19 protein-coding genes are annotated in these 23,562 nt (G+C 61.6%); 13 read left to right on the top strand and 6 right to left on the bottom strand.

Features of this window, described 5'->3' with window-relative positions:
• Position 1: 1 nt before the first annotated feature.
• Entirely contained in the window at positions 2-2,011 is a 2,010-nt protein-coding gene (gene zorA, locus QM732_RS08710) for an anti-phage ZorAB system protein ZorA (RefSeq protein WP_415655778.1), read from the bottom strand.
• A gap of 271 nt (positions 2,012-2,282) precedes the next feature.
• A complete protein-coding gene (locus tag QM732_RS08705; RefSeq protein ID WP_415655777.1) occupies positions 2,283-3,071 on the bottom strand; it encodes a WYL domain-containing protein in 789 nt (262 codons plus the stop codon).
• A gap of 124 nt (positions 3,072-3,195) precedes the next feature.
• Here QM732_RS08705 and QM732_RS08700 point away from each other — a divergent pair, with 124 nt between their 5' ends.
• From QM732_RS08700 to QM732_RS08680, 5 genes are read left to right on the top strand one after another with little or no spacing between them, the layout of a single operon-like run.
• Positions 3,196-4,614: a Wadjet anti-phage system protein JetA family protein gene (locus QM732_RS08700; protein ID WP_415655776.1), complete on the top strand. Its 1,419-nt coding sequence runs from the start codon at positions 3,196-3,198 to the stop codon at positions 4,612-4,614.
• Position 4,615: 1 nt separating this feature from the next.
• Complete coding sequence (locus tag QM732_RS08695; protein ID WP_415655775.1) at positions 4,616-5,266, top strand: DUF4194 domain-containing protein; 651 nt, start codon at positions 4,616-4,618, stop codon at positions 5,264-5,266.
• Positions 5,263-8,658, top strand: coding sequence for an SbcC/MukB-like Walker B domain-containing protein (locus tag QM732_RS08690; RefSeq protein WP_415655774.1), 3,396 nt, complete (start codon positions 5,263-5,265; stop codon positions 8,656-8,658). Before QM732_RS08695 ends, QM732_RS08690 begins: the two co-directional genes overlap by 4 nt.
• Before the next feature lie 20 nt (positions 8,659-8,678).
• Complete coding sequence (locus QM732_RS08685; protein WP_415655773.1) at positions 8,679-9,896, top strand: Wadjet anti-phage system protein JetD domain-containing protein; 1,218 nt, start codon at positions 8,679-8,681, stop codon at positions 9,894-9,896.
• Between the two features lie 26 nt (positions 9,897-9,922).
• Positions 9,923-10,228 carry a helix-turn-helix transcriptional regulator gene (locus QM732_RS08680; protein ID WP_415655772.1) on the top strand — a complete coding sequence of 102 codons (306 nt, stop codon included), beginning with the start codon at positions 9,923-9,925 and terminating at the stop codon, positions 10,226-10,228.
• A 54-nt stretch (positions 10,229-10,282) separates the two neighbouring features.
• Here the strand turns inward: QM732_RS08680 and QM732_RS08675 are convergent, their stop codons facing one another.
• The 3 genes from QM732_RS08675 to QM732_RS08665 all read right to left on the bottom strand — a co-directional run bounded on the left by QM732_RS08675 (position 10,283) and on the right by QM732_RS08665 (position 16,004).
• Positions 10,283-11,749 carry a hypothetical protein gene (locus QM732_RS08675; protein WP_415655771.1) on the bottom strand — a complete coding sequence of 489 codons (1,467 nt, stop codon included), beginning with the start codon at positions 11,747-11,749 and terminating at the stop codon, positions 10,283-10,285.
• 182 nt (positions 11,750-11,931) lie between these two features.
• The gene (locus QM732_RS08670; RefSeq protein WP_415655770.1) at positions 11,932-14,406 is read right to left on the bottom strand and encodes a hypothetical protein; all 2,475 of its coding nucleotides are present in this window, start codon (positions 14,404-14,406) and stop codon (positions 11,932-11,934) included.
• Positions 14,403-16,004, bottom strand: coding sequence for a hypothetical protein (locus QM732_RS08665; RefSeq protein WP_415655769.1), 1,602 nt, complete (start codon positions 16,002-16,004; stop codon positions 14,403-14,405). The genes QM732_RS08670 and QM732_RS08665 overlap by 4 nt, the downstream gene beginning before the upstream one ends.
• A 417-nt stretch (positions 16,005-16,421) precedes the next feature.
• On the opposite strand from QM732_RS08665, the gene QM732_RS08660 reads away from it, so the two are divergent.
• The 5 genes from QM732_RS08660 (at position 16,422) to QM732_RS08640 (ending at position 19,656) form a co-directional block, all read left to right on the top strand.
• Positions 16,422-17,519, top strand: coding sequence for a hypothetical protein (locus tag QM732_RS08660; protein ID WP_415655768.1), 1,098 nt, complete (start codon positions 16,422-16,424; stop codon positions 17,517-17,519).
• Between the two features lie 224 nt (positions 17,520-17,743).
• Positions 17,744-17,857, top strand: coding sequence for an SEC-C metal-binding domain-containing protein (locus QM732_RS08655; protein WP_415655767.1), 114 nt, complete (start codon positions 17,744-17,746; stop codon positions 17,855-17,857).
• 67 nt (positions 17,858-17,924) lie between these two features.
• The gene (locus QM732_RS08650; protein WP_415655766.1) at positions 17,925-18,266 is read left to right on the top strand and encodes a hypothetical protein; all 342 of its coding nucleotides are present in this window, start codon (positions 17,925-17,927) and stop codon (positions 18,264-18,266) included.
• An 11-nt stretch (positions 18,267-18,277) separates the two neighbouring features.
• Positions 18,278-19,258 (top strand): hypothetical protein, encoded by a 981-nt coding sequence (locus tag QM732_RS08645; RefSeq protein ID WP_415655765.1) that lies wholly within the window; start codon positions 18,278-18,280, stop codon positions 19,256-19,258.
• Positions 19,255-19,656, top strand: a complete 402-nt coding sequence (locus QM732_RS08640) for a hypothetical protein (protein ID WP_415655764.1) — start codon at positions 19,255-19,257, stop codon at positions 19,654-19,656. The genes QM732_RS08645 and QM732_RS08640 overlap by 4 nt, the downstream gene beginning before the upstream one ends.
• A gap of 57 nt (positions 19,657-19,713) precedes the next feature.
• Here the strand turns inward: QM732_RS08640 and QM732_RS08635 are convergent, their stop codons facing one another.
• Positions 19,714-20,637 (bottom strand): hypothetical protein, encoded by a 924-nt coding sequence (locus QM732_RS08635; RefSeq protein WP_415655763.1) that lies wholly within the window; start codon positions 20,635-20,637, stop codon positions 19,714-19,716.
• Positions 20,638-21,213: 576 nt separating this feature from the next.
• Here QM732_RS08635 and QM732_RS08630 point away from each other — a divergent pair.
• The 3 genes from QM732_RS08630 to QM732_RS08620 all read left to right on the top strand — a co-directional run bounded on the left by QM732_RS08630 (position 21,214) and on the right by QM732_RS08620 (position 23,547).
• Positions 21,214-21,519: a helix-turn-helix transcriptional regulator gene (locus QM732_RS08630; protein ID WP_415655762.1), complete on the top strand. Its 306-nt coding sequence runs from the start codon at positions 21,214-21,216 to the stop codon at positions 21,517-21,519.
• Between the two features lie 93 nt (positions 21,520-21,612).
• Positions 21,613-22,170, top strand: coding sequence for a hypothetical protein (locus QM732_RS08625; protein WP_415655761.1), 558 nt, complete (start codon positions 21,613-21,615; stop codon positions 22,168-22,170).
• A 384-nt stretch (positions 22,171-22,554) separates the two neighbouring features.
• Entirely contained in the window at positions 22,555-23,547 is a 993-nt protein-coding gene (locus tag QM732_RS08620; RefSeq protein ID WP_415655760.1) for a helix-turn-helix transcriptional regulator, read from the top strand.
• The last annotated feature ends 15 nt before the right edge of the window (positions 23,548-23,562 follow it).

The following is a 23,562-nucleotide window of genomic DNA, read 5'->3' as shown; positions in this document are numbered from 1 at the left end:
GTCAGGCCCTCTTCATGCGTTGAACCGCGTTGGCAAGTTCCTGGACCACCCCGTTGAGATGACCTGTGCCTTGGGCAAGATGGCGGTCCGTCTCTGCAATGGTCGACTTGACCTGGCTGACCAGAGAGTTGCCGAAGTCTGTGAACGCCTTCACCAGGGCCGCGTTGACTTGGTCGAGGTGAGACCGCGCCTCTGCCTCCGACTGGCGCATCGACTCAGCGCTGGATTTGATGCTGTTGACCAGCTCTTGCGAGACCCCCGCCTCCTTCTTGACGGATTCAATAAGCCCCATGAGCGCTGCAACCTGCGTGTCAACCGTCTTGCGCGTCGAGTCGTACTGCTCGAACCCGCGCTGTACGGCCGTGGAAGCCGCTTGCAAAGAAGCTGCAGTCGAAGAAAGTGTGTCGGCCACCTTGGTCGACCGGTCGAAGGCACCCGTCACAGCACTACCTGCTGTCTCAAATCGCTGAGCGGCGGAGCCCATCGTCAAGGCGCCTTGATTCATGCCGTCGATGGCCCGCAACGAAACATCTCCCAGCGCTTCGATGTTGCGCTGAGTCTTGGCGACCTGGTCGGAAACGGCGCTCAGCAACGATTCCACTTGAGTCGACAGACCGCCGACGAGTTGGTTGGTCTGCGTGGCCAGCCTATCGTTTCGTCCTGACTCCTCGGCCGCAGAGGCCTTGCGTACGTTCTCCAGTCCCTCCATGGCCATGGCGACCTCACCAAGGACCTTCATTACCGCCTCGTCCATGGCGTGCTTGGACTTGTTCTGCTCCTCGGTGACCAGGCGGCGGAAGTCCTGGACGAACTCGCGCATCTGGTCGGTGAGCAACTGCTGGTTGTCCGCAGCCTTCTTCATGGCGTCTTCCAGCGTTCCGCTCATCTGGGTCGCGGCCTGTTCGTTGGTGCGCTTGATGTCGACCAGCAGGCCTTGCAGAGAGGCCTGAACGGCGGCCATCGAATCCATGGACCGCTGCATCTGCTCGTTAATGCCACGCATCTGCCCGCCGAAAGTGTCTTCCAGCTTCGCCATGAATCCGGTCAGCAGTGTCTCGAGCATCGAGTTCACCTGCTCGCCGTTGCCACGCGCGGTGACTTCCATGGCCTCCCCTACCCGCTTCATGGGCTCAGCGATGGCGGAGGAGATGGACTCGCCGATGTGCTTGCCAAGCGCAAGCGACGACGCCTCCTGAGCCGCAATCTGGCGGTCAACCAGATTGGTCATCATCTTGTGGAGGTCCTCCACGAGAGCGTCCTTGAGCTGCGCAGTACTCGCGGCGCTCTGCTCAGACGACTTGACCAGCCGTGCCAGGTATTCCTCGCCGGCCCCGGTGGTGTACAGGCTATCCACCGCATGCGTCAGGTGCTCGACCAGGCGGTATAGGTAGGCAAGCGTGAGCCGACTGATGAAGACCACCAGCATGGCACATGCGATGGCTGCGCCCGAAGCCAGGAATGCGTGCTGAACCCCCACCAGCAGGGGGCCGAGCCCGTTGACCGTGTTCTGAATCTTCTCCGGGTCGACCTTGAATTTCTCCAATCCGTCCAGCAGGCCAGCGAAGGTGCCGATGATGCCCAGACCAGTCAGAACCCCGGGCAGATGCCGCGTGAACTCGTCGAACAGCCGCCCGTCCACCAGGACTTCCCTGGTAAACATCGATTCCGCCGGCACGGTGGCTCGAAACTCCGTGAGTACCGCGTCCCCGGACCCAGCTTTGCGAAGCTCGTGAAGCGTGTCGGCGTACTCTTCCCATAGATGCTTGAGCGGCTCCCATCGGAAGACCGCGCCAACTTCCTTCGGGTTTGGCGCCGCGCCTACCTTACGGAGCGCCCTCACTGCATTGAGCGAGGTCCTCAACTGGAGCCAGACCTGCGTTCCTTTGACCGCGTACCCAGCCAGGAAGATGAGGGTCAGTACCGCAACCAGCAAAAAGACGAAAAGCGGCAAACCATGGAGGTTCTCAAGCGACGGATGAACCGCCCCCAGTAATTTTGCGACTGCATTCACTGTGTGTTTCCTCCCTGCCTCGCCCGCTTCGTTGCAGGACTGGTGGCTGTCTCGGCGATGCCGTTGCGTGAGCAGAATTCTTCGACCAGGACCTCGAGCATGTTCGTGAGGCTACGTCGTTCATGAGCAGAAACCTCCGCCAAAAGCAACTTGGTCCTAGGGCTAACCCTGAACGACATTCCGGCGGCTTTCTCGGCGCCCATGCGTCGGTGTATTGCGTTATGCAACACACTGTAAGGCCTGCCATGCACGGCAGCCAAGGACAGGCAGGCTAGGGTCCCGTGAAGAGCGGCGGCAAACCTGCAGTGTTGTTCACCAGGAGTTGGTACTCCGGCGGAAGCTGCTTCCGCTCATCTGTAGACAAGCGGAGGTCCTGGATGATGTAGGCGGCCAAGGATTGCCGGACCTTGAGGCGAAGCGACTTCGCGCCGCTGAAATACTCCCCCGCAATCATGTCCTGTTGCGCTGGACTCAGCGCAGGATGGGCAACCAACTCGAGCTCCAGCTGCGAGTTCCACTCCTCATCGTCCTTGCGGCCGCGGGGAGCCGCCTCATCGACGTTTTGAACGCTCGCTACCCGACCGAGCGTGAAGTCGCGGAAGTCCTGCCTCTCTGAACACCAGGCCCGCATATGCCAGCGCCTGGGCGCCCTCACCAGAGCGTGTGGAAAGACCAAGCGAGTCGTACCTTCAGGCGTCGACATCGACCTGTAGACAAGACTCAGCCCCGTACCGGCAGAAATGGCTTGGAAGACGGCAGAGAAGACTGCGGGAGACGCTGCGGCCAAGTCCATCCGAGCGTCTTCAACCACTTGCCGGCGCCTCGTGTCTTTCGAGCCGGCAAGGACGCGTAGGTACTCATCCGGCGAGCGATGGCGGCCCGGAAGGGCCGCACGCGACACAAACTTCAGAGGGGCGTAGGCCGTTTCTCGCTTCGCCCGCCGGCCCATCGCCTTCGTTAGCGCACCGAGCAGCCGGCTGGCCCAGACAGCCTTGACGCCCAGCAGCTCGCGAATGCTCTCGTTGTCAAGCTCCCCTTCCCAGACCAGGACGGTCTCCAAGTCCTCTATCCGAGTGGCTGCTGCGGTATCCATCATCCCAATTATTGTGGATGGCGTCTTTCACTGCAAGCTAACTTATCTTGCGGTGCAACTTATCCTTTGATATAACTTGCAACAACACGCCATGAACCTGTTCGACCGCATCCCTCCGAACCTGTTCGGCCCTCTTACGGGCAAGAACAGCCGTCGGACCTGGGACTTGCTGGCGCGGTTCGCGGAACGGTATTTCGGCCCTGACGCCGTCCCCACTTACGCAGACGGATACCTCCACGAGCAAATCACCAAGGAGATTGAGCGGTTCCTGCTCGACAAGGGCTGGGACAGTGAGACGGGCGAAACCAACGCAACGCCGCTGAACATCCAAGCGAACATGTTGCTCAGCCGGTTGGTCGAGACTGGTTGGCTGGTGGAAGACCGAGTGGGCGCTCGACGGTTCATCAGCATGAGGCCGGTGGTTGCTCGGTTCTTCGAGACCCTGCAGCAGTTCGCGGTCGAAGGCCCCCAGCTCATCAGCGGCAACATTCAGCTCGTTTTCAGCCAGCTGCGCGCCGTGGCAGACAACCCGCGCGCGCAAGCTGCGGGATTCGTGAGTGCTGCGCAACTGTGTGTCCGTCTCATCAACTCGCTGAGCGCGACAACCCTACGTGCTCGCGACTTGATGAAGGAGCTGACCCAGGAGCAGGCCACTCCCGTCTTCGTCAAGAGGTTCTTCAGCGAGCACATCTCTGAGCTGTACGTTCGCGACTTCCGGGAACTCCGGACGGAGAACCACCCGCTTCGACTGCGTTACGACATCATCGAGCTGGTCAGTCGCGTGGCACACGAGGAACCAGCACGGTCGGAACTCCTGCAAGGCTACCGCGAGCTTCCAGGCTCTGAGGCCGGGGATGAAGCAGAGCAACTTGAACGTGACGTTGAGCGATTCCGCAAGTTGTTGGACGTCGAGCGGTTCCTAGAGAGGATGGACCGGGTCATGGAAGCGGCAACGCAGCGTGCGATTGCCTACCTTGGTTACAGGCTGAAGGCCTCTGACCGCATCGAAGAAGTGGTTGCGGACACGCTGAACGCGCTGAACCGGGCCGACCTGGCGCACATGCCTATTGAAGGCGGACTGCTCTCCCCGATGCCTATCGTCTCCGAGCACCGGCTGCGGATGCCCACAACTCCACCGCCCAAGCCCGTGCGCAAGCCGATGCTCAAGCGCGAGATGACCGTTCACGAGCGCGCCTTGCACATGCTGCGCAAGGCCATGATTGCTCATCGTGACGCCACGCCCATGGCCATGAAGCGTTATGTCCAGGCAAACCTGCCTGTAGGCGTTGCCGTTAACGCCGCTGACCTCCCGACCAAAAATGTCGAGGACGCAGTCGCATTTGTGGTGCTTATGCGCATGGCCGCCATTGCCAAGAGCAACCCTCAGGCGATGCGGGGAAACCCGCTGATGAAGCAGCTCGGGTTCAAGCCGAGCATGGCAGACGACGGAGCACGCGTCGACACGGAGCTGTTCAACGCGCCCGACTTCACGGTGACCAGGGAGAAATGAGATGCCGCGTACTTGGGAGGGGCTCGCGCAGAGCACAGATGGCGACTACGTCGTGGACGACTTCAAGCAAGCGTTCTATCAACTCGTCACGCAGCAGTGCCTGTACGCGCGGTTTGTTCAGCAGGGCGTTGCCTATCGGCTCATCTCACGGCATCGAACGGAGTTCAAAGAGGCCGCTGACCTATTGGGTCTGCAACTCGCGTTTAACGACCGTCTTGAGTACTGTTATGTCAACCAAGCCGTGGCTCGCCATTCGCCGATGGATTTGCAGGAAACCATGTTCCTGCTCGTTCTGCGGCACACCTACCACCTGCACGCCAGCGCAGGTGACTTGACCCCAGAAGGCGATGCCGTCATCAGCATCCCCGAGCTTCAGGAGACGTTCAAGGGCCTGACGGGTCGAGACCTTGAAACACGCACTCAGGTGCTGAAGGCCCAGGTAAAGACTGCCCAAAGGAACGGACTGGCACGCTTGGCTGATGCCGAGGACGGCGATGGCCAGCCGTTCGCCATTGCCATCCTTCCTGGCATCGCAGACGTGCTGAGCGAACACGCTGTCAACCGCTTCGGCGCACATCTGAAGGCCAGTCTCATTGCCCCCCCTGCTGCCGCAGCTGCAGTCGACCAAGCTGTGAAGGAGCAAGAACAATGAAAGCACTGGATTGCGTGCACCTGGTGCAGTTTTCTTTCTGGGAATACGAGACGTTATCTGTCGGCTCCGGCGGCAGCGCGTTCATTGGCCCCAACGGCGCCGGCAAGACCAGCCTTGTTGACGCCATCCAGATTGCAATGCTCGGCGGTCATGGCCAGCACCTTCACTTCAACGCGCAGTCTGTCCAGAAGGACTCGCGGTCACTGTGCGATTACGCGTTGGGCACAATGCGTTCCGGCGAGGGTGACAAAGGCGTGATGACGCGCAAGCGCGATGAAGCGCTTTCATACATCAGTCTGGTTTTCCGGGGCGAAGAAGAAGCCGACGTGGTGACCGCCGGCCTGTGTGTCTTCTCCACCGCAACAGACCATAGCCACCGGCTACTCGGGCTGTACGTTCTACCCGGTGTCGCCCTAAGCCTTGCCGACCACCTGGAAGACCTTGGCGAACGCGGCAAAGCTCCGCTTGACTGGCCGGTTTTCGAAGCCAAGGCACGCGACCTCTCCAAGCAGGTCGGGCGCACTCCGACAATCACTTCGAAACCCGAGACGTACATCGCCGAGCTTTTGCACAGCATCCAAGACTCGGACCTGCACATCAACGCACGCCGGTACATCAGAGCTCTCAGCCACAGCATCAACCTGAAGCACGTCAGCAGCGTTGGTGACTTCCTGCGAGGCTACCTCGTCGAAGCCACGCCTATCGACAAGCAAGGGACGCTGCGGCATATCAAGACGCTGCGGCGGTTGGTCGCCCAGATTGAAGATGTCAAGAACCAGATTGTCCGTCTTGGGGAGATTGACAAGCGGTTCACCACGGTGACCACCTACCATCGAGTGAAAGCCGTCGCCGCGGCCGTGCGCCTGCAGTTTCAGGTGGAATCCGCTGATGGGCAGGTCGGAACACTCACGGCTGCCATCGAGGACATGGGCGGTCAGATTGAAGCCGCAAAGACAGCGCACGAGCAGCGCAAGCAAGCCTACGAAGCCAAACTTGCAGCGTATGAAACGCTGCGTGACTCACTTGCCAAAGACCCAGAGCGCCCAGACCCAGCGGCTGCTCAGCAGCTTCGAAAGGCACTTGGCGAGACGGAAACTGAATACCGGCGGGCCGTCGAGGCCGTTGCCTTGCAGATGCGCAGCGCCCTCTCCTCCTTGGCTGACGCATTCCGCAAACCCCAGCCTGACCAGGCAGTGGCGGTCTCAAAGCTTGCCGAGTCCTGGGATTCCAAAGCCCGCCGTGGGCAGTTGCCCACCGTCGCAGACGTCAAAGCGGCTCTCGAATTGCTAAAGAACGCGAGCGCCGCAATCGCCGAGCGCGCGGCGCAGGATGCCAAGGAGCAAGGGGCAGCCAAGCGCCGGCTCGATGCGGCGCTTGAAAAGTCCCGTGCCGGCGACAAAGGTATCCGCCTGCTTGACGAAGACACAGCGGAGGCCCTATCTCTGTTCAGCAGAGAAGGCATCGACTGCCACACAGTCTCCAGCGTCGTCACCGTCCGAGACGTCCAGTGGCAGGGGGCCATTGAGTCCGTCCTGAGAGGCAATCGGTACGCCATCATCGTAAAAAGCGGCCGGGAGCGCGATGCCGTCAAGCTCATTCGCAATGCCTCCATTCCCGAGGTCACCGTCGTCCAGCCCGTCCACCTGACCGACGTCATGAATCGCCGCGATGAGCCACATTCCGTGGCGGCGTTGCTTCAAAGCCAGAGCGACCTAGCGCTCGCCTACCTCCGGCGCATCCTCGGCAACATGCGACAGGTAGAGACGGAGGCCGAACTCGAGGTCCACAGTCGCGCACTGACGCGGGACTACATGCTCAGCGCAAACGGCGGGACTAAGCGAATTCGCGCGTTGCAGACATCAGAATGGGTGCTCGGCGTCCAGCTTTCGATGGATGACAAAGCCGAGTTGCGCAAAGAAGTCCAGCGTGCCAACGAGGCGGAGCAACAAGCCAAGCGCCAGGCTGGCTTGTCGCGCGATGCCGACGAGCGCGTGCGAGCCGCTCTTCGTGATGTGCAGGTTGATGCCTTCGCGCTCTCCCTTGCCAAGTTCGATGGAGCAGCAGCCAACTCCGAGGCCGCCAAGGCTACTGGCCAGGTTCCTCTATCTGAGCGCCTTCAAAAACTGGAGCAACAGGTCCAAGAAGCGCGCAACGAGATGGTGGACGCCGGTGATGAAGTGACGAACGCTCACAGCCGCATCCGAACCCTTGAGGCGGAGCGCGAGAATAAGCAAGCGGCCCTGAAGACCGCCCAAGACAGCTTCGGAAGGCTCTCGCTTGAGCACGAACAAGCAGTGAACGACCTCGACTACGACACCGAACTGGCTGCCATCCAGTACGAAAAGTGTTTGACGCTGTCTGGCGGTGAGGTCGAAGTACTGGCATACCTCAAGCGTGACTATGACAACGCCACGTCAAGGCTTCCCAATGCCTTATCGACCGCACAGCAGGAGTTCGTGCTCTTCATCAACGAGCATTCCATAGGGCTGGTCGATGAACGAAGCGACTGGCGAAAGGCTGCCGGGTGGGTCAAGGCTCACATGGAGAAGCTGAAGACTTCGACGTTGGCTGACTACGAGAAAGAGGCAACCGAAGCAAGGGTCGCAGCCGAGGAGGCGTTCCGGTCGGACGTCAAGTACAAGCTTCGAGAAGCCATCCAGCGCGTCGCCCAAGAAATCCAGGACCTCAACAAAATCCTCAATAACTGTCCAGCTTTCACAGGAGGCGAGCGCTACAAGTTCGTCGCCGATGTGTCGCCAACACACCGCGCTCTGTATGACCTGGTGGTACGCCAGCCCGACGACGGTGCCTCAGCGCAGCTATTTGAAAGTCCGGAAATCCAAGGCAAGCTCTTGACTTTGATGGAGGCTTGTGAAGCAGGCAAGGACAAGGGCAACAACCCCCTTGAGGACTACCGCCTGTTCTTCAACTTCGACCTTGAAATCCATGTGAACGGGCTGAAGGCGGACCTGTTGAGCAAGCGCATGGGCGTTGCGTCCAACGGTGAGCACAGGGTGCCCTTTTACGTCATCGCTGGTGCAGCACTTGCTACGGCGTATCGCATCAAACAAGGCGCGAAGCATCGCGGAGCCGGTGTGATGATTCTTGATGAGGCGTTTTACGGGATGGACGCACAGAACACCTTTGTCACCGCGGAGTTCCTGAAGAGCCTTGGCCTCCAGCTGGTCATGGCGGGACCAGACTCGGATGTCGGCAAGTTGCTCCCGGTGCTTGATTCTTACTATGACCTCACCCGCCACGGGCCCGACGTTTTCGTGGAACAAGTGCTTGTCAAAGAGCCGGCGAAGGCCCTGCTGCAGAGTGACATTCCCGAACGGAATCCCGCTCTGGTCCAGCGAGCGGTCGAGCAGTTGTCTTTGGCGCCAGCGTGAGTGCGGTCGCTACAAAAGCGTTGACGCGCCTGCTGTCGCTGGCTGAGAACGCTGCCGCGCGCGAGTCTTCCGGGAAGACCATCACCCTGCGCCTATCTGCGGCGTCGTTCCCGGACTACCTGCAGCTTCAGTCAGCGTCAGTGAAGGCCGAATGCAATGCCGCATTCTTGCTGGCAGAGCACCGAGGAGCCATATCCATCCAGTGGGATGCACGGGCAGGCGACCGGGCTCACGCCGAGCGCCTGGACTTGGTTGACGGGCAGGTTCTCGCTAAGCATCTTGGAGTGACGCCACGCTGGGACGCTGTTGGAGTAGCACGCAAAGCTCTGGAACCTCACGTAGTGAGGTATCCCGCATTGGACGGCGTAGTGGACTGCTGGCGCCGCGGCGCAACAGCCCGAGGCACGAGACCGAGCGACGTGTCGCACTGGCTGGATGCCATTCGCATCATCGAGTATTGCGAGACGCTCAAAGGCCAGGATATCCCTGTTCGGCGGGCTAGCGCGAAGCTGTTTGGTGACAGCAAGCGCATTCAGGGCTTGTCGACACTTGTCGATGTGCTGACCCAAGGCAGCGTGGGCACGCCCCTTCGCGACGAGGAAGAGGTGCTGCAGGAACTCGGGCTCGTGCGATTCCCGCCCACATGGATGCTGGCGGCAGAGGCCGATGTCTTGTGCGCGGAGGGTACTGTGAAGGTGGTCGCGCCGTATGTGGGTCTCGCGCCGACGGCCATCCAGGCATTCCGAGTCTCGGAAGGCACACGGGGCCTGATGACGGTCGAGAACCTCACGACATTCCACGAAGCCGCGCAGAGACGCTCTGACCGCCCAGATATCGCGGTCGTCTACACGGGCGGCATGCCTAGTCCGTCGTGGTGTCGGGTGTACGTTCTGCTTCTGCAGGCGCTTCCCGCGTCAGCCCGCGTGTCGCACTGGGGCGATGTCGACGCAGGTGGCTTCCGCATTGCCGGACACCTGGCAGCCCTGTGCGAGGCAGCGGGTCGTCAGCTCACACTGCACTCAATGTCTGGAGCCGCCTCTCATCCAGAAGACGGTTTGGCACACGGCACTCTCGGGGCCGGCGAGCTGTCGCAGGTTCGGCGCATCTGCGAACGATGGGGCTGGCAGCACGCAGCGGCGGAGGTGGAAGCTCATGGGCTTGCGGTTGAGCAGGAGTCGATGTCCTTTACCTGGCCTGAAATTTCGCCAAATTCTGCACTCCCAGAGTGTGAAGCATGATTCACACTTGCGGATGGATGTGAATCATGACGCACATCAAAAATGACTTGGCGGCCATGCGCAAGGCACTTGACTTGACGCAGGGTCAGTTGGCTGAGAGAGCGGGCGTCTCCCGCGAGACCGTCAGCAAGGTCGAGACGGGCGCGGTTGACCCGCAGTTATCGACGCTCATCGAGCTCGCGCGGGCAATGGACCTCGAGTTCATGGTCGTCCCTCGCGCCTTACGCATCGAGCTTGAGGCTTTTGTTCGCGCCGGCGGTCGGTGGCTGGCGCAGCCACCCGGTGTCGATGCTCCGCCCTCGGTCGTTGACCTGTTACTCAGTGGCAAGTGAGCGCCCCAAGGGGGTGGGCGGCAGCATCGCGGCGCAATACGAAGGCGGATAGCTTCAGGCCACTCGCATCACACAAGCGTCGACCAGCCGGTGCCAACCATCCAAGGCCCCAAGCGTTTGGATTCCGGGTTGTCGGCGGCCAGCCCTGAACTCGTACCAGGTCTTCCGCAACTCCTGCTCGCATTGCCGTACTTCAGGCTCGGCGAGAAAAGCCTGACAAGCCACCATCAGCCCTGGCACTGAATGGTATGTTGGCCAAGCGAACTCTGAAAAAGTGCTCATGTCAGGCTGCACACCGCGGTAGCCGGTATCGTCGGCAGGCAGCGCTCGTGGGTCGTTGAGTAAGAACATTCGCAGCGCGGGCAGGGTAAACAACGCCCTGGCCAAGTTCACCCGGAAAGCCTCGGCATCTCCCGCGGCGAACTGCACAAACGCCCGAAGCGCTGAAGGCACAAGGTCGGGCTCGGCCCGCAATGCACTCAGTGAGCGGTTTGCCGCAGCGACGTCTTCCTGCTGAAGCAACAGTAACGGCAGCACATATCGAACACCCAAGTTGTCGTTTGGGTTGAGCCTCAGGAGCTTCCGCGCTGTCTTGGTGGCAGTGGTCAAGTCGCCGTACCAATGGCTCACCGACAAGCGCAGCCAGTGCAAGCGATGGAACGTCCGATTCTCGAGGTGTCCCCAGAGGATGCGGCCCTTAAACGACTTCGGAATCAGCGACTCGGCCATGAGCACATACCGGTCCGCAGTGACGCGCGCCTCAGGCTCCTTTGCGTCCCACTGCATCCAGCCCAGGGCGAGCCCTCCGTCCAAGAATCCCGGCTGGGCCACCAACGCTGCTTCGACCCAGGCCCGGACCCTCTTCTTCTGCGATGCCGTGAAGTCCCCGTATCCGTCCTGAAGCTCTGTGAGTTGGTCAGCCAGTTGCTGACAGGCTGGGCTCGTGCCGAACCAGCCGCCGATGGAACGTGCATCGTCAACACCTGGAACACGGAAGTGGTACAGCGGCTCTGTCGCCTTCAGCGGACTGCGCTCTCGAACCTCGCTCCAGCTACGGCCGCCGCACATGGCTGCCGACACACCGTCGAGAACTCGCGCTGCTGGCGTATCGGTCAGCATCGAAAGCGTACGACCGAAGCTCTCGAACCCGTCGAGTACCGGCCCAGGCAAAGCGACATCGTCTTCGGCCTCGATGGTCAGCAAAGCCGCTGCGCTCAGCGCGTCGAGCCAACCGGCGGGCAAGGGCTCCTGCTCTGCCAAGCCCTCGACCCGGGCCAGATGCTTGGACAGGTGGTGCCACGACTGGAACCGCAAAGCCTGCGACATCGTGTCAAGCGCCTTGCTTCGCGGAAGGTTCGCAACCTTCGCGAGCAGCTTTGTCGCCATCTTGATGCGACTTTCAAGCCTCGCTGCGCGTGCAAATGGCTGAGTGTTGAACCAGAACGCCTCAACGGCGATATCGAGTTCCTGTGCTGCCCGGTCGTAAGAAGGACTCGGGGTGTATTTGGCGGGTGCGCTCACGCTCTCTCCTGGCAGGCATCTAAGCAGGCGGTCCGCTCGCCCAGCGCCTGCGAGAGGGTGGCTGGGTCAGAAAATCAATGCGAGAAAGTGTCGCTGGGGCTACTTCTCCGATGCGGACGGAAGGCGTGCGACAAACACCTGACCGAAGCGTACCCGACGACTGCCTTTCGGACAAGGAACGCTCAGCTGGCCGCAGAGGCGACAGGCGACGCCGCCCTGGCCAGCCACGCACGATGCTCCTTCCAAACGGCTGAGGCATCTGCGCCCAATCGTGCGCCGTAGCGGCCGCTCATCCCCTCAAAAACGGAAGCCACGGTCTCACTTGTCGCTTGACCCGCATTTAGCCGGGTAAGGCGATACACGCATTGCGCCAGCAGGTCTTCACCCAAAATTGGCCGGTTGCTCTGGGCGCGCTCATCCACGGCGGTTCGCGCTGCGCACAGCGCGTAAAAGCACGTAGCCCAGCATTCCAGAACGTCTTCCGGAAACCCAAACTCCTCCGTCATGCCTTCAAGGTGGACGTAGCCAATTAGGGCTTTGCGCATGGAGCTTTGGTCCCGGAAGAACTCGTACAGGAGCCGGTATACGAGTCCGTGCCAGCCGTCTGCACCGAAAGGAAGAACTTGGTGCCGGAGCAACGGCTGAGCCGAGTCCTTCGAGAGCAAGTTTGCCTTGTTGCTGCCGGCCCTGAGCACGACCATCAGGAGCAAGCGTAGACGGAGCAGGTCACGGGCGGTCAACGGCTGAGTCGAGGCCTTCTCCCGCAGACCTGCGGCAAAGCTCTCGATGGCCTTTCGGATGTCGCGACCGGAGCTGAGGATGTAGCGTTGGTACCTGCGCACCTGTTCGGAGGGGCCCTCCTTGGCATCCAGTGGAGGATGGGGTTCGGGGTCCGGCTCTTCTCCGTCCGGGTCGTTGTTGTTGGCTGGCGCGGTGTTGCTGCCACCCGGCTCGTCGCCTGTACTCAAGTCCGGCTTCGGCGCTTCAGGCTCCTCGACGACCAAATAGCTGGCCAGCTTGTTGATACGAGAGTTCAGGAAGGAGCGCATCGCCTCGTGAGGGCCGCCAGCTAAAAGGCTGCGACCAGCGACATCCGAGTTCTCGAGGATATTGCGCCCTGCGACAAACGCTTCATAGGGCAGGACCTCGGAATCTGGCGGTGGAACGTCCACCTCTTCCACCTCCGTCCGACGAGAAGTCCGGAGTTCGGCAGCCGCTTCGGCAAGGTCGTCGTCGATTCGAAGGAGCCATAGCGTTTCGTCTGACTCGTCGTCATCAAGGAATGCCAGGGCGTCAACCGTCTTGCGACCGTACACTCGTCGCTGGGCTTGCTGGATGGCTTGCTCAACCAACACTACCGCGAGTGCGGATTGCACCCCGGACGAGTGGACCCTCGCGAAGTGTGGCGGGGCAGCGCCTGAGAATCGGTAGACGCACGGCTGGATGGCTGTCCCGATGCGGCGGAGGTCGCCCACGAGGGGTATCCCGTCCCGGTCGAGGAGTTCCACCCTACTTTCGCTAGGCACGAAGTTGGTGGACGGCCACCACTTGAGCACGTCCGAGGTGAGCTCGAAGCGACCGGGGAGCTGTTCGTGCAGTTCGGCCAACGGCAGGTCGTCCGACTTTTCATAGGCAGCTATTTTTTCAAGGTCCAGCTGGTTGCCGTCCTCAAGCGCTTCATCCAGACCAAGCATCTCTAGTGCAGTCCCGGCCGGAAGCTCTCGGAACAGCGCAGCTTCCTCGTTTCGCTTAGGCCCCGAGCCCAGGGCTGCATCGGTGCAATTTGGGCTGCCAAAAAGGATGCAGTCTCCTTGGTCGCTCTCAGCGATGAAGACCTTCGCATGAGCGAATCGCCCTTCCCTGGCGCGCGGGACGCCGCCGATGTCGTAGGCCTGCGCGCCGCTGGATTGCAGAGCGTCTTTCGGGAAGAGCCCTGAACTGGGCTGGATGGCCACGGCGAGGTCTTTCGCATCCATCCGGCTTGCCAGCTTCTTGAGCGTGTAGAGGTGGTCATCCCAGTACGGGCTGACCACAGTGAGGCGCTTGACAGAGCGGCGTCCTACCAGGCCGGCAAATCGGTCGCCGATGGACGCGCTTGCGTCGCTGCAAAGCAGGGCAACACGCTCTCCATTCGCCAGCTCGACGACCGCATCACCGGGGGCGGAGCGTGGAAGCCAGCTCGCTCGGTTCAGCGCCCACTGCACCTGGCGGCGGGCAAGTGAGCCGACTTCCAAGAAGCGAAGGAGGTAGTCAAGAGCGGCGCGCAGGACTGGCGCGCATCTCGGGTCATCGGCGGTCACCGAAACGATGCCGGCGACCTCGAAGTTGCCGGCCATCCCAGCCGCAGTCATGTTGGCGGAGGCAACGATGAGTCTGCCCGATGCTTTGCCGAGCTGCAGGATGACCTTCGGGTGGAAAACGCCTGAGGCCTGCGCGCCTACGACCGAGTACTGCCGCCCTGCAACAGTCGGATGGCAAGCGGGGTCGTTCAGAGCTTGGACGAGCATGCGCGAGTCAGCCACCAACACGTTGTTGACGCAGCCTGCTGCACGCAGCTTGCTGAGCGCAATCAGCTCATAGGCGGGGAACGAAACACCGAACGTGGTGGTGATACTGGTGTGGTACCCAGACGAGGAGAAGCAGTCAAACAGCTTCATGCTGCTTCTCCCAGGATGGCCAGGCCGGCGGCCGTCGGTCCGGCGGACCCGAGCAACTGCAGGTCGGTGAGGAATGCAATTCCCTGAGCCAGTCGTGGGTTGGTGAGGATGGGACCATCGGCAGCTCGGAAGCGAACGTGCCCATCGTCCGGTTCGAACAGGAACGTGTAGTCGCGGGTGGTGCCTCGAAACTTCTGAGTTGCAACCCAAAGATGTCGGTCAAGCACCCGCTGCTTGACAATACGGGCAAGCAAGTCGCGGAGGGGCTCGTCCGCATGTGCCTCAAGGAAAGGAAGCTCGGTCACGAGGGAGCGGATATGACCGGCACTGGCAAGCACACTGCACGTGGATGCGATTTGTTCAACCAGACCGCCCAACCGCCGGTGCAGGACGGCCAGCAGCGTCAACGCGCCCCGGAGGGCGTACTCCGAAGCGGAAGCTCCGGGTCTGCCGGCCTGGAGCGCTGAGTTTGCTAAGCCGCAGTCACTGGCAGTGTCGGCAGAGTTCGATGGGTTCTGCGCTGGCCCGATGCCGTCACAGAACTCCCGCCAGGTGGCAGGCGCTTGTTCTGACAACGAGTCCTGAAGCCACTCAACGGCTCGGTTGACCAGACGGTCCAGTGGCAAGCGCTGGTTCGGAGCTGCAGACAGGATGTCCAAGCAAAGCTTGAGGACGGTCTCATAGCAGACGTGCAGCAGGTCGTTCGCGTGGTACGCGGCCCACTTGAAGCGATGCGCCTGCTCGCGTTCCGAGAGCGCAGGAACAGCACCGGTTTCGAAGCCGAACTGCTCTGCGTATAGCTGCCAACGCACGGTGTCCACCTTGACTAGCGCCGGACGTCGGCTGGCGACGTGGAGTGTCAAGCGAAGGCTGAGATTCCGAGCTTCCGCGCGAGAGCCTTGCGGTGCGTTGGGCGTGAAGAGAAGCTCGATGTAGGCTTGCCACTCGGAGCTATCCACCTGGATGGCGGAGGGGCGCATGCTTTTCCAGGCGTCGAGCTGGGCTTTACTGACTTCACCAACGCCAACTGCGACTAGAAACTCCGGGCCGGCGGCACCAATTGCGGACGTGAAGGCGGATGCGAGGTTCTCTCCCAGGACTTTGGTCGGGACAGGAACTTTGTGGACTTTGCCGCCGACGAACAGCACGCCAACCTCGATGAGCTGGCTACCGTACGCTTGGCCGTACGAGCCAAACTTCCCCTGCAGGTACTGGGGATGGCCCTCCTCCCGGTCCGTGGCGTCATGGAAAATGACAAAGTCGTCTGGGGTAGCCAACGCTCGCTCAGCCCACTCGATGCCGCCTATCCCGCTCTCACCTCCGGCCCGTGCGGCGACCAATGCATAGAGGGCCTCAGCACGCCGAAGAAAAATGAGCCAGCGTTCCAGGCCTGTGTCGCCAACCTGCTGTGCGTATGAACGCGCGAGCCATGCGTAGAAACCGTAGTACCGCATCCGCAAGGTGACGTTGCTGATGCCGGGCACCAGCTCTTGGTAGAGCGCGATGCCCGAGGTCTGCATCCCCAAGGGGTCGAGACCGGACTTCTTTGCCTTCTCTGTCCACTCGGGCTCACCGAGATTCGACAAGGTGACTGCCATTTTCTACCTCCCTATTTGGGCGGGAGCGTAGCGTGTCTTGCAGACCAGTTTGATAGGCGCTTTTGACGTCAGGCTGCTACGCCATCAAGGTACCGATTCAGCTGCCCGAGGTCCGCTCTCCGGACGCTGCGGCTAGATGACGGCAACGTGTTCATGGCAGCTCCTTCCCTCGGCTCACCCATCCAGATGCACATCCGCTCGGCCCTCGTGATGGCGACGTAGGCCAGGCACATGTCTGATGGTGCAAAGACTACGCAATCCGTCTTACACTGAAGCTAGGCGTGCGTCGGCGCCTGCTGCCCACCTTGGCTTACTCGGTCCGCCGGGACGACGTGTAGAAGATTTTTTGCGTGAACTTCCACCATCGCGGCAGTTCGGCAGTGGGCACCGGGCGAACCCGCAAAGATGGAGTTACGCATGCCTCACATCCGGACCACCGCTACGGCGGTTGAGAAGCTCAAGGCCGAGGCCAAGCGCTTGAGCAAGACTTCCAAGACGCTGCTTGCTTCGGCGCGTGAGCTAGTAGCCCGGCAGGCCGGCTACGACAACTGGAAGCACGTCACCGTCTGTGCTGCCGAGACCGCGCGAGCGCCGAGGGAGTTTGACCTTCCACGAGCAATCGAAGCAGTCTTAGCGGAACACTTGGCCGACAGGCCACCCTCCCCCGCTACCGCTTCGGCGCTGGCGTCGGGGCTCGTCTTTGCGCTGGATGTGAAGGACGCGGAAGGTCTACGCCATCCCGCGGGCGTCCACGAATGCGAAGACGCGATGCCCGCCGTTGCCTTTGACGTTGCGAAGCATTGCTACGCAGCAAACGTCGGTTTCGGCGGCTCACGCGAGGAAGATGCGCTGGCGTTCTGCACTGACGAGCTGAGCAACTACCGCTTCTTCCGGTACGCAGGCCCCCGCTCGGGGCCGAGCTTGAACGATGCGTTCGCCGACGTGCTCGCGGCCTACTTCTTCCCACCGGAGTTCGCATGGCTGGATGGGAAGTTCATCGCGATGTCGGACATTGATGAGGTGAAGGTCGGGGAGAGGATTGTTCTCAAGGCCCACCGCTCGACGGGCGGAGCGCCCGCCCGCAGTTATGCGCACGTCGAACCGGTGCGGGCTGCGCGCGCAGTGGCGCGAGACGCCGTTGAGGCTGAACAGCTTGCGCGGGCGCTGTTCCAAGACCCGGTTCTGCTGGGTCTCGTTGATGGGCGGTATGTGGCGGCGGACAACTCGGCCAGCGGGGGGTGCTATGCGAAGACTTCGGCCGGGGACCGAGTGTGCGTTGATGCGACCGAGGCGACGAGCGGCGCAGTCCTGCCGGTGTTGTATGAACTTCTCAAGCAGGTCGACCTACAGCCGGCGCCTGGTGCCATGCAGGCGGACATGAGCATCAACGGTGTGGAGCTGAGCCTGTCGGTAGTGCTACCGCCGGGTTCTGAGACGGCATCTTGGTCGGCCATCCACCGGGGCGCAGTCAAGGACTCGGTTCGGCGCCCTATCAGCTTGGCACTGAGGCTCTAACGAGCCAAATAGGTCAAGGGTCAAGCAATGTGATGACAGCAATCCTTGCCCTTGCCGCGATAAGAGCAAGGATTGTTTCCACGGCGCGGTGCCTTCAGGCCGTACCTCCGGCTGAAGCACGCTGCGCTACGCAGCAGACCAGTACCCTTTTGGGCCACGCGTCAGCGCGACGTACAAGTTGCATGCGCCCATCTGCTCGGGCTGCAGGATGACGGCGACAAGAGTTGGCTCGATGCCACGAGTTCGCGAGGGATGCTCGCCAGGTCAAGGTTGGTCGCAACTCGCCGTGCACCTGTGGAAGCGGCAAGAAATACAAGAAGTGCTGCCTGGCGGCCTAGCGAGGCCGATTCGCGTCCGGCCTTCTCTCGCTTGCAATGCTGTCATTTTATACAGTAGCATCAAGCCATGCCGCAACGGTCCCGCTCGGCTGGTGCCGCCAACGCGCTTCGTTGGCTGAAGGAGTGCTTGATGCAGCTGAACCTCAACGACCCGCACAGCATCGTTGCTTGGTGGAAGGTATGTCCTGAACGGCACGATGGGCACTTGGAGGCGCTACTCACGATGCGTCCGCAGTTCAGCGCAGCCATTCGTCGTGCGCAGCGCTGCATCGCGACGATGCCGGAGTTGCAGGCCCAACTGGCCCGGTCGGTCGGAGAACGAGAGGCCTGGGTCGCCGAGCAGGCCGAGCGTGATGGCCATGTGCCGGCACAAGTGGCGCGGTGGCGAGAATTCGCAGCTGCTGCTTGAGGACCGTCGCCGTGGACCATCACGCGTATTCGTTGTGGTTCGAGAACAGCCCCTTCGACGCGGAACAGGAAGAACTCGCGCGTCGAGCAGCGCGCTCAGTTCTAGACAAGCACTTCGGAGAATGGAACGTGCTGGCAGCGCATGATGCAGCGCTGGCGGCGGGTCTGCCGGATGGAGTAGCACCTGAGCGGCCCCCAAAGCCTGTCAGCCTTTGGTTGGATGCCATCGGCGCGGCGTACCGTGCTGCTTGGTCAGCCGCCGGCCTGCCGCCGTTGACCGCTGAGCTTCAACGCGACAACCCACAGCTCCACGATTCGTGCGTGATGGTTGGTCGCACTCTCCCCGACTGCGCCAACCGTGTCGGTGGGCTCACCTTTCGCCTGTTCGACGTCTGGTTCTGCTGGAGCGTGTTCGAGCCGTTTGACGACCCCACCATCGCGCACCAGGCACACGACGAACTATGGGCGCGCTTCGGTAGCCAGGAAGCTGTGCTCGAAGCCCGGCTTGCCTGCGAAGTCGCAGGAGGCCTCTTTGCACCCGAGCCGCAGGCAGCCGCCGTTGTCGCATGGCGTCGGCAAATCAAGCTGGTCTTGGAAAGCATGATTCAGAACGTGGTCGAGCTCGACGTGCAAGCCGCGGACCGAATCCGGTCGCATCCTGACCGTGAACGCTGCATCCTGGAGGTGGGGCGGTGCAGGCCGCAGGAATTTGGCGGTCCGGCAAAGCAAGATGACTCGAACTGGCGGCCATGGTGGGTCGTTGAGGACGCGAATCCGCTTCGCGTTCGGCACGCCTGCGGGATGTCGTTTGAGGTCGACCCATCCATATCGGCGCTCTGTGTGAGGCAAATCGACGATGCGGAGGTCAACGAACGGCTTGAAGGCGGCTGGCAGGTCCAGCAGATGAGCGAGGTGGTCAAGCGCTTGGCCGCAGAAGCGCTGCAGCTGCTACTCGAGCATCGTGTGCGTTCGCACGCACGTGTGTCGCCATGACAAACGCCGTTGCCCGGTTGCTGGCTGCGGGAGAACTGCTCGACGCGGCGCAGTTCTGCCAGCGAGCGGGATGGTCGCCCGACCAGGTCGACACAGCTGTCGCGGAGAAACGCCTTTTCTACGTCGAAAAGGGAAGGCTGCGCGGCTACCCCGCGTTCTTCCTCGACGCCTCGCTTGACCGCGCGCAGCTTGAGGCAGTGTCCCAACTTCTTGGTCAGGCAAGCGGCGGCACGAAGTGGCAGTTTTTCGTGACGCCGCGCGGCTCGCTTGCGTTGCCAGGGAAGACCATCGACGGTGTTCTCACAGAGGACGGGCGGCCACGTACCCCGCTGCAGGCACTGCGCGACAGTGACGGTGAGCTTGTGATGCGAGCGGCGCGGCCCGGGGTTGACCGATAGCTGCCGGCAGCGGAGCTGGGCACTGCGCAGTCAGTGCATGACGGATGCATGCCGGCGCTACCCCCTCTCGCTCGGCCCCCGCCAGCGAAGAAGAAGGTCCAGCGGCTCGTTTCGGCCCAGTAGGTCCTTCGCGACCGCAATGCGTTCAAGCAGCATTGGTCGCGCTGCGGAGTCAAGACGGTCCACCGCTGCCGCGGCTTCTGCAAAGTAGGCATCTACACGCCGCGCTTCGTCCCACGCTGCAATAGCGACCAGCAGTTCTTTGCGGGACTCCTGACGCAACTTCTCTTGTCGCGCGCGCTCCTCGGCTTCGCGGCGAAGGCGTGCCTCCTCCTCCCATTTACGTCGTTCTTCGTCAGCCTTTATCTTGGCGGCCTCTATCTGCCTTGCTAGGTCCGGGCCGGCCGTCTCGAGCTCTTGCACAATGTTGGACAACAACGTGCTCAGTTGACCGGGCTTGCTCTCCGTCCACTGCTTCACCCAGCCTACTTGCCAAGACAAGCAATACGCCTGCAATCGGAGACGTCCCGACGCTTTGTCTTGAGTGTGCGTCCAGTACCTTGACTGTTGATAGCGGTGACGCTGCGCCTGCGTGAGCGTACTCACGGGGACATAGGTACTGTTCCCGACGTATTGCATCTCCGTCGCCACGGTCATCTCGAACAAAGTCAGACCGATGGGTACATCGCCGATGTACACCACAGTTGGTCGGTCCGGGGACCACGTAGAACCTTGATAGTCGTTCTTCCGAGGAACCTCCCGCAGGTCAACCGCCGCCCGTCTGAAGCGCTCACTGTTTGGCGCAATGGTCACTCGATGACCGCGAGAGCCTAGTGCCTGAAAGAGCCTGTCAGCGGCGGCCAGAGCGGCATCAAGCGCCTCCTTGGAAGCCATGACATCCACCATCAACCGCTTGAACGGCCGCAGAATTCCGGTGTCAGAGGGGCGCGTCTTCTCGAAGAATGGCTTGATACCAGCCAAAAGCGGATGAGACTTCTCAACTCTCTCCGTAGTACGAGCACCTCGCTGCTGGACCGCCCTCGGCGAGACGGTCTCTTCACTACCGGTCTGAGAACCGGACACCCTTGCCTGCTTTCTTACCGACCTTTCGCTAGTACCGACGGAAACCCCGGGGGTCCATTCGAGGGCATCCCCTGGACGCGCCTTCGGCAAAGGTGGTTTGGCTGGACTTTTGCCAAATTCAACTTGTGCCCAGTAACCCTGCGGTGGGCGAGGCACGCGAAGCTCGGTACAGACGCGGGCCATGTAGCTTGACGAGACCCCGAGGCGTTCGCCGATACGAAGCATGGGCTCTTTCCAGACGAGTTCGTAAAGCTGCTCTCGAGTAAATGGCGTCCCGCCCCCACTTGCCCGAAGGTTGGATTTTTCCTCAGTCATAGGGCATCTCAGTAGTAACCGTTGAACGCAATGTCCCGCTGCCGTTCCTCGTTGGCTTGAGCGGTTGTGCACACGAGTTCTCAAAGGCTTGCACCATACGCTGGGTGGCGTCCGCCCCGCATGTGAAACATGATTCACATACATGCCAAAATGTGAGTCATGACGCACATCGAAAAGGACTTGGCCGCGCTACGAAGGGCCCTTGGCCTCACGCAGGGCGAGCTGGCCCACAAAGCCGGCGTGACTCGCGAAACCGTCAGCAAAGTCGAGACTGGCGCGGTGGACCCGCAGTTGTCGACACTCGTTGAACTCGCGCGAGCGATGGACCTTGAGTTCATGGTCGTTCCGCGAGCTTTGCGAACCGAGCTTGAGGCGTTTGTTCGTGCCGGCGGTCGATGGCTTGGGCAGCCACCAGGCGTCGATGCACCTCCTTCGGTCGTCGACTTGATACTCAACAACAAGTAGCCGCCTGTCTGGGACGTGCGGCCGCGCACCGGGATGACTGCAGGCTCATCAGCCTGTTCGTGCTCTCAACGTCACTGCCACTAAGCTCCGCTCATGAGAATTGCTTGCATTGGTTGGGGCTCGCTGGTCTGGAATCCGAAAGGTCTGCATCTCGCCGGCCCCTGGCAGCAAGGCGGACCGAACCTCCCCCTTGAGTTCGCCCGACAGTCTCAAGATGGCCGGCTGACGCTGGTCCTTGTCGACGGTGCGGTCGAGGTCCCGACACAGTTCGTGGAGCTCGCGTACAACTCCGCCGAACAAGCTCAGGAGTGTTTGGCTGGCCGTGAAGGCAGTGGCGTAGAAGCCATCGGCGTCTGGCCAGGTCCTGCGCCGCGATACCCCGTAGGTGCGTCGGCCATCGCAGATTGGGCGAAGGACAACGGCTTCGACGCAGTGGTTTGGACGGCGCTCCGGCCGAAGTTCCGAGGTGTCTACGGCCAAGTTGCCAAGGACGCGAACGATGTCCTGGACTACCTGCGCGGACTTGACGACGAAACCTCTGCGCGGGCCCAGGAGTATGTGACCAAGGCACCGGCCGAGGTGCGCACGCCATACCGCATTGCCATCGAGGAAGCGCTCGGTTGGGTAGCCCTGGCGCCCGAGGTCGCCTGACGCCTGCGAGGCGCCGTTAGACGCCATTAGACGAGTTTGTCTAACGGGCGAAGCCCTCGTGGGGACTGCATGCCCAGCACTTACTACCGGCGGACAGCGTGGCCGGCCTCCTCTAGGATGACCTCAGAGACACGCACGTGCGCAGTCAGCAGCATCGTCTCCTTGAAGGCCTAGGCCTTGGAATCAATCGTCGCCTGCACAAAGTCCAAGTTCTAGACGCGGGGCTTCGGATTGACAATTGCTGCTACCGCGTGTCGGCGGTCTGACAATGTGTTTTGCGGCGGAGGCATTCCGGCTCTCTCGAGCTGACTAGCCGCCGCGCTTGGTATATCCACCGAACGAGAGCCGGCCCCAACGAGGCGGCCCGCAAAAGGGAGGCGTCGCGTGTCCAAGGTCAGCATCGAGCGCATCACCAAAATCGTGCGGCTCATCCGAAAGCGTCGAGCAGCGCCAATGGCGTTCCTCGTGGACGAACTGGAGGTCTCCGAAGCGTCGGTCAAGCGGGACCTTGTATTCCTTAGAGACCGCCTGGGATGCCCACTAGAGTGGGACCGCAAGAAGCGCGGCTGGGTCATCCGGGACGACCTTGCCGAGGGCGGCCGGTTCGAGCTGCCGGGTGTTTGGTTTGACTCATCTGAAGTGTTCGCGCTGCTCACCATGCTTCACCTGGTGGAGGGCGTCCAGCCTGGCCTCCTCGAAGAGCATGTGGGCCCGCTGAAGACGCGCCTTCGCAGCATGCTCGCGGAAGGCACCAAGTCCGCTCGGCCCATCGAGCGCAAGCTCAGACTGATTCACTTCGCGCCCCGAAAGGTCGAGCCAAAGCACTTTCAGACGATTGCTGGAGCGCTTTTGTCAGGCAAGCGCCTCCGTCTGCGGTACTGGAACCGCGACCGGAAAGAGTCGTCGGACCGGGAGATTTCTCCCCAGCAGCTCGTGCACTACCGGGAGAACTGGATTCTCGATGCCTGGTGCCACGAGAAAAATGCGTTGCGCTCCTTCGCGCTGGAATCAATCCAGTCAGTGCAGGTTCTGGCTGAGCCGGCGGTTGAGGTCAGCCAGCAGGAGATGCAAGAGCATTTCCGCGGCGGCTACGGCATCTTTGCCGGCGCCGCCAAGCACCGCGCGCGTCTGAAATTCACTCCAGAACGGGCCCAATGGGTCGACAAGGAGACATGGCATCACGGCCAGACCAGCGAGCGACTTAGCGACGGCAGCTACGTCTTGGAGGTGCCCTACTCCAACGACCAAGAACTGGTCATGGACCTGCTGCGCCACAGCCCCGAGGTTGAAGTGCTCAGCCCGCCCTCGCTACGGGAGCGGCTGCACATTGCCTTGTGCGCCGCAGCATCAAAAAACCGCCCGCCGGCAGTTCAGTAGGTCACTCTTTGAGCT

Source organism: Roseateles sp., from assembly GCF_047654805.1.
In the GTDB taxonomy this organism is placed as follows: domain Bacteria; phylum Pseudomonadota; class Gammaproteobacteria; order Burkholderiales; family Burkholderiaceae_C; genus Pelomonas.
The sequence above is the reverse complement of the archived record's forward strand: the minus strand, read 5'-3'. Positions and strand labels throughout refer to the sequence as shown.

What these genes read in the sequence shown, in the direction of transcription:
- QM732_RS08700 (WP_415655776.1), top strand. Translation starts at nt 3,196, where the DNA reads ATGAACCTGTTCGACCGCATCCCTCCGAACCTGTTCGGCCCTCTTACG.
- QM732_RS08695 (WP_415655775.1), top strand. Translation starts at nt 4,616, where the DNA reads ATGCCGCGTACTTGGGAGGGGCTCGCGCAGAGCACAGATGGCGACTAC.
- QM732_RS08690 (WP_415655774.1), top strand. Translation starts at nt 5,263, where the DNA reads ATGAAAGCACTGGATTGCGTGCACCTGGTGCAGTTTTCTTTCTGGGAA.
- QM732_RS08680 (WP_415655772.1), top strand. Translation starts at nt 9,923, where the DNA reads ATGACGCACATCAAAAATGACTTGGCGGCCATGCGCAAGGCACTTGAC.
- QM732_RS08670 (WP_415655770.1), bottom strand. Translation starts at nt 14,406, where the DNA reads ATGAAGCTGTTTGACTGCTTCTCCTCGTCTGGGTACCACACCAGTATC.
- QM732_RS08665 (WP_415655769.1), bottom strand. Translation starts at nt 16,004, where the DNA reads ATGGCAGTCACCTTGTCGAATCTCGGTGAGCCCGAGTGGACAGAGAAG.
- QM732_RS08660 (WP_415655768.1), top strand. Translation starts at nt 16,422, where the DNA reads ATGCCTCACATCCGGACCACCGCTACGGCGGTTGAGAAGCTCAAGGCC.
- QM732_RS08650 (WP_415655766.1), top strand. Translation starts at nt 17,925, where the DNA reads ATGCCGCAACGGTCCCGCTCGGCTGGTGCCGCCAACGCGCTTCGTTGG.
- QM732_RS08640 (WP_415655764.1), top strand. Translation starts at nt 19,255, where the DNA reads ATGACAAACGCCGTTGCCCGGTTGCTGGCTGCGGGAGAACTGCTCGAC.
- QM732_RS08630 (WP_415655762.1), top strand. Translation starts at nt 21,214, where the DNA reads ATGACGCACATCGAAAAGGACTTGGCCGCGCTACGAAGGGCCCTTGGC.
- QM732_RS08625 (WP_415655761.1), top strand. Translation starts at nt 21,613, where the DNA reads ATGAGAATTGCTTGCATTGGTTGGGGCTCGCTGGTCTGGAATCCGAAA.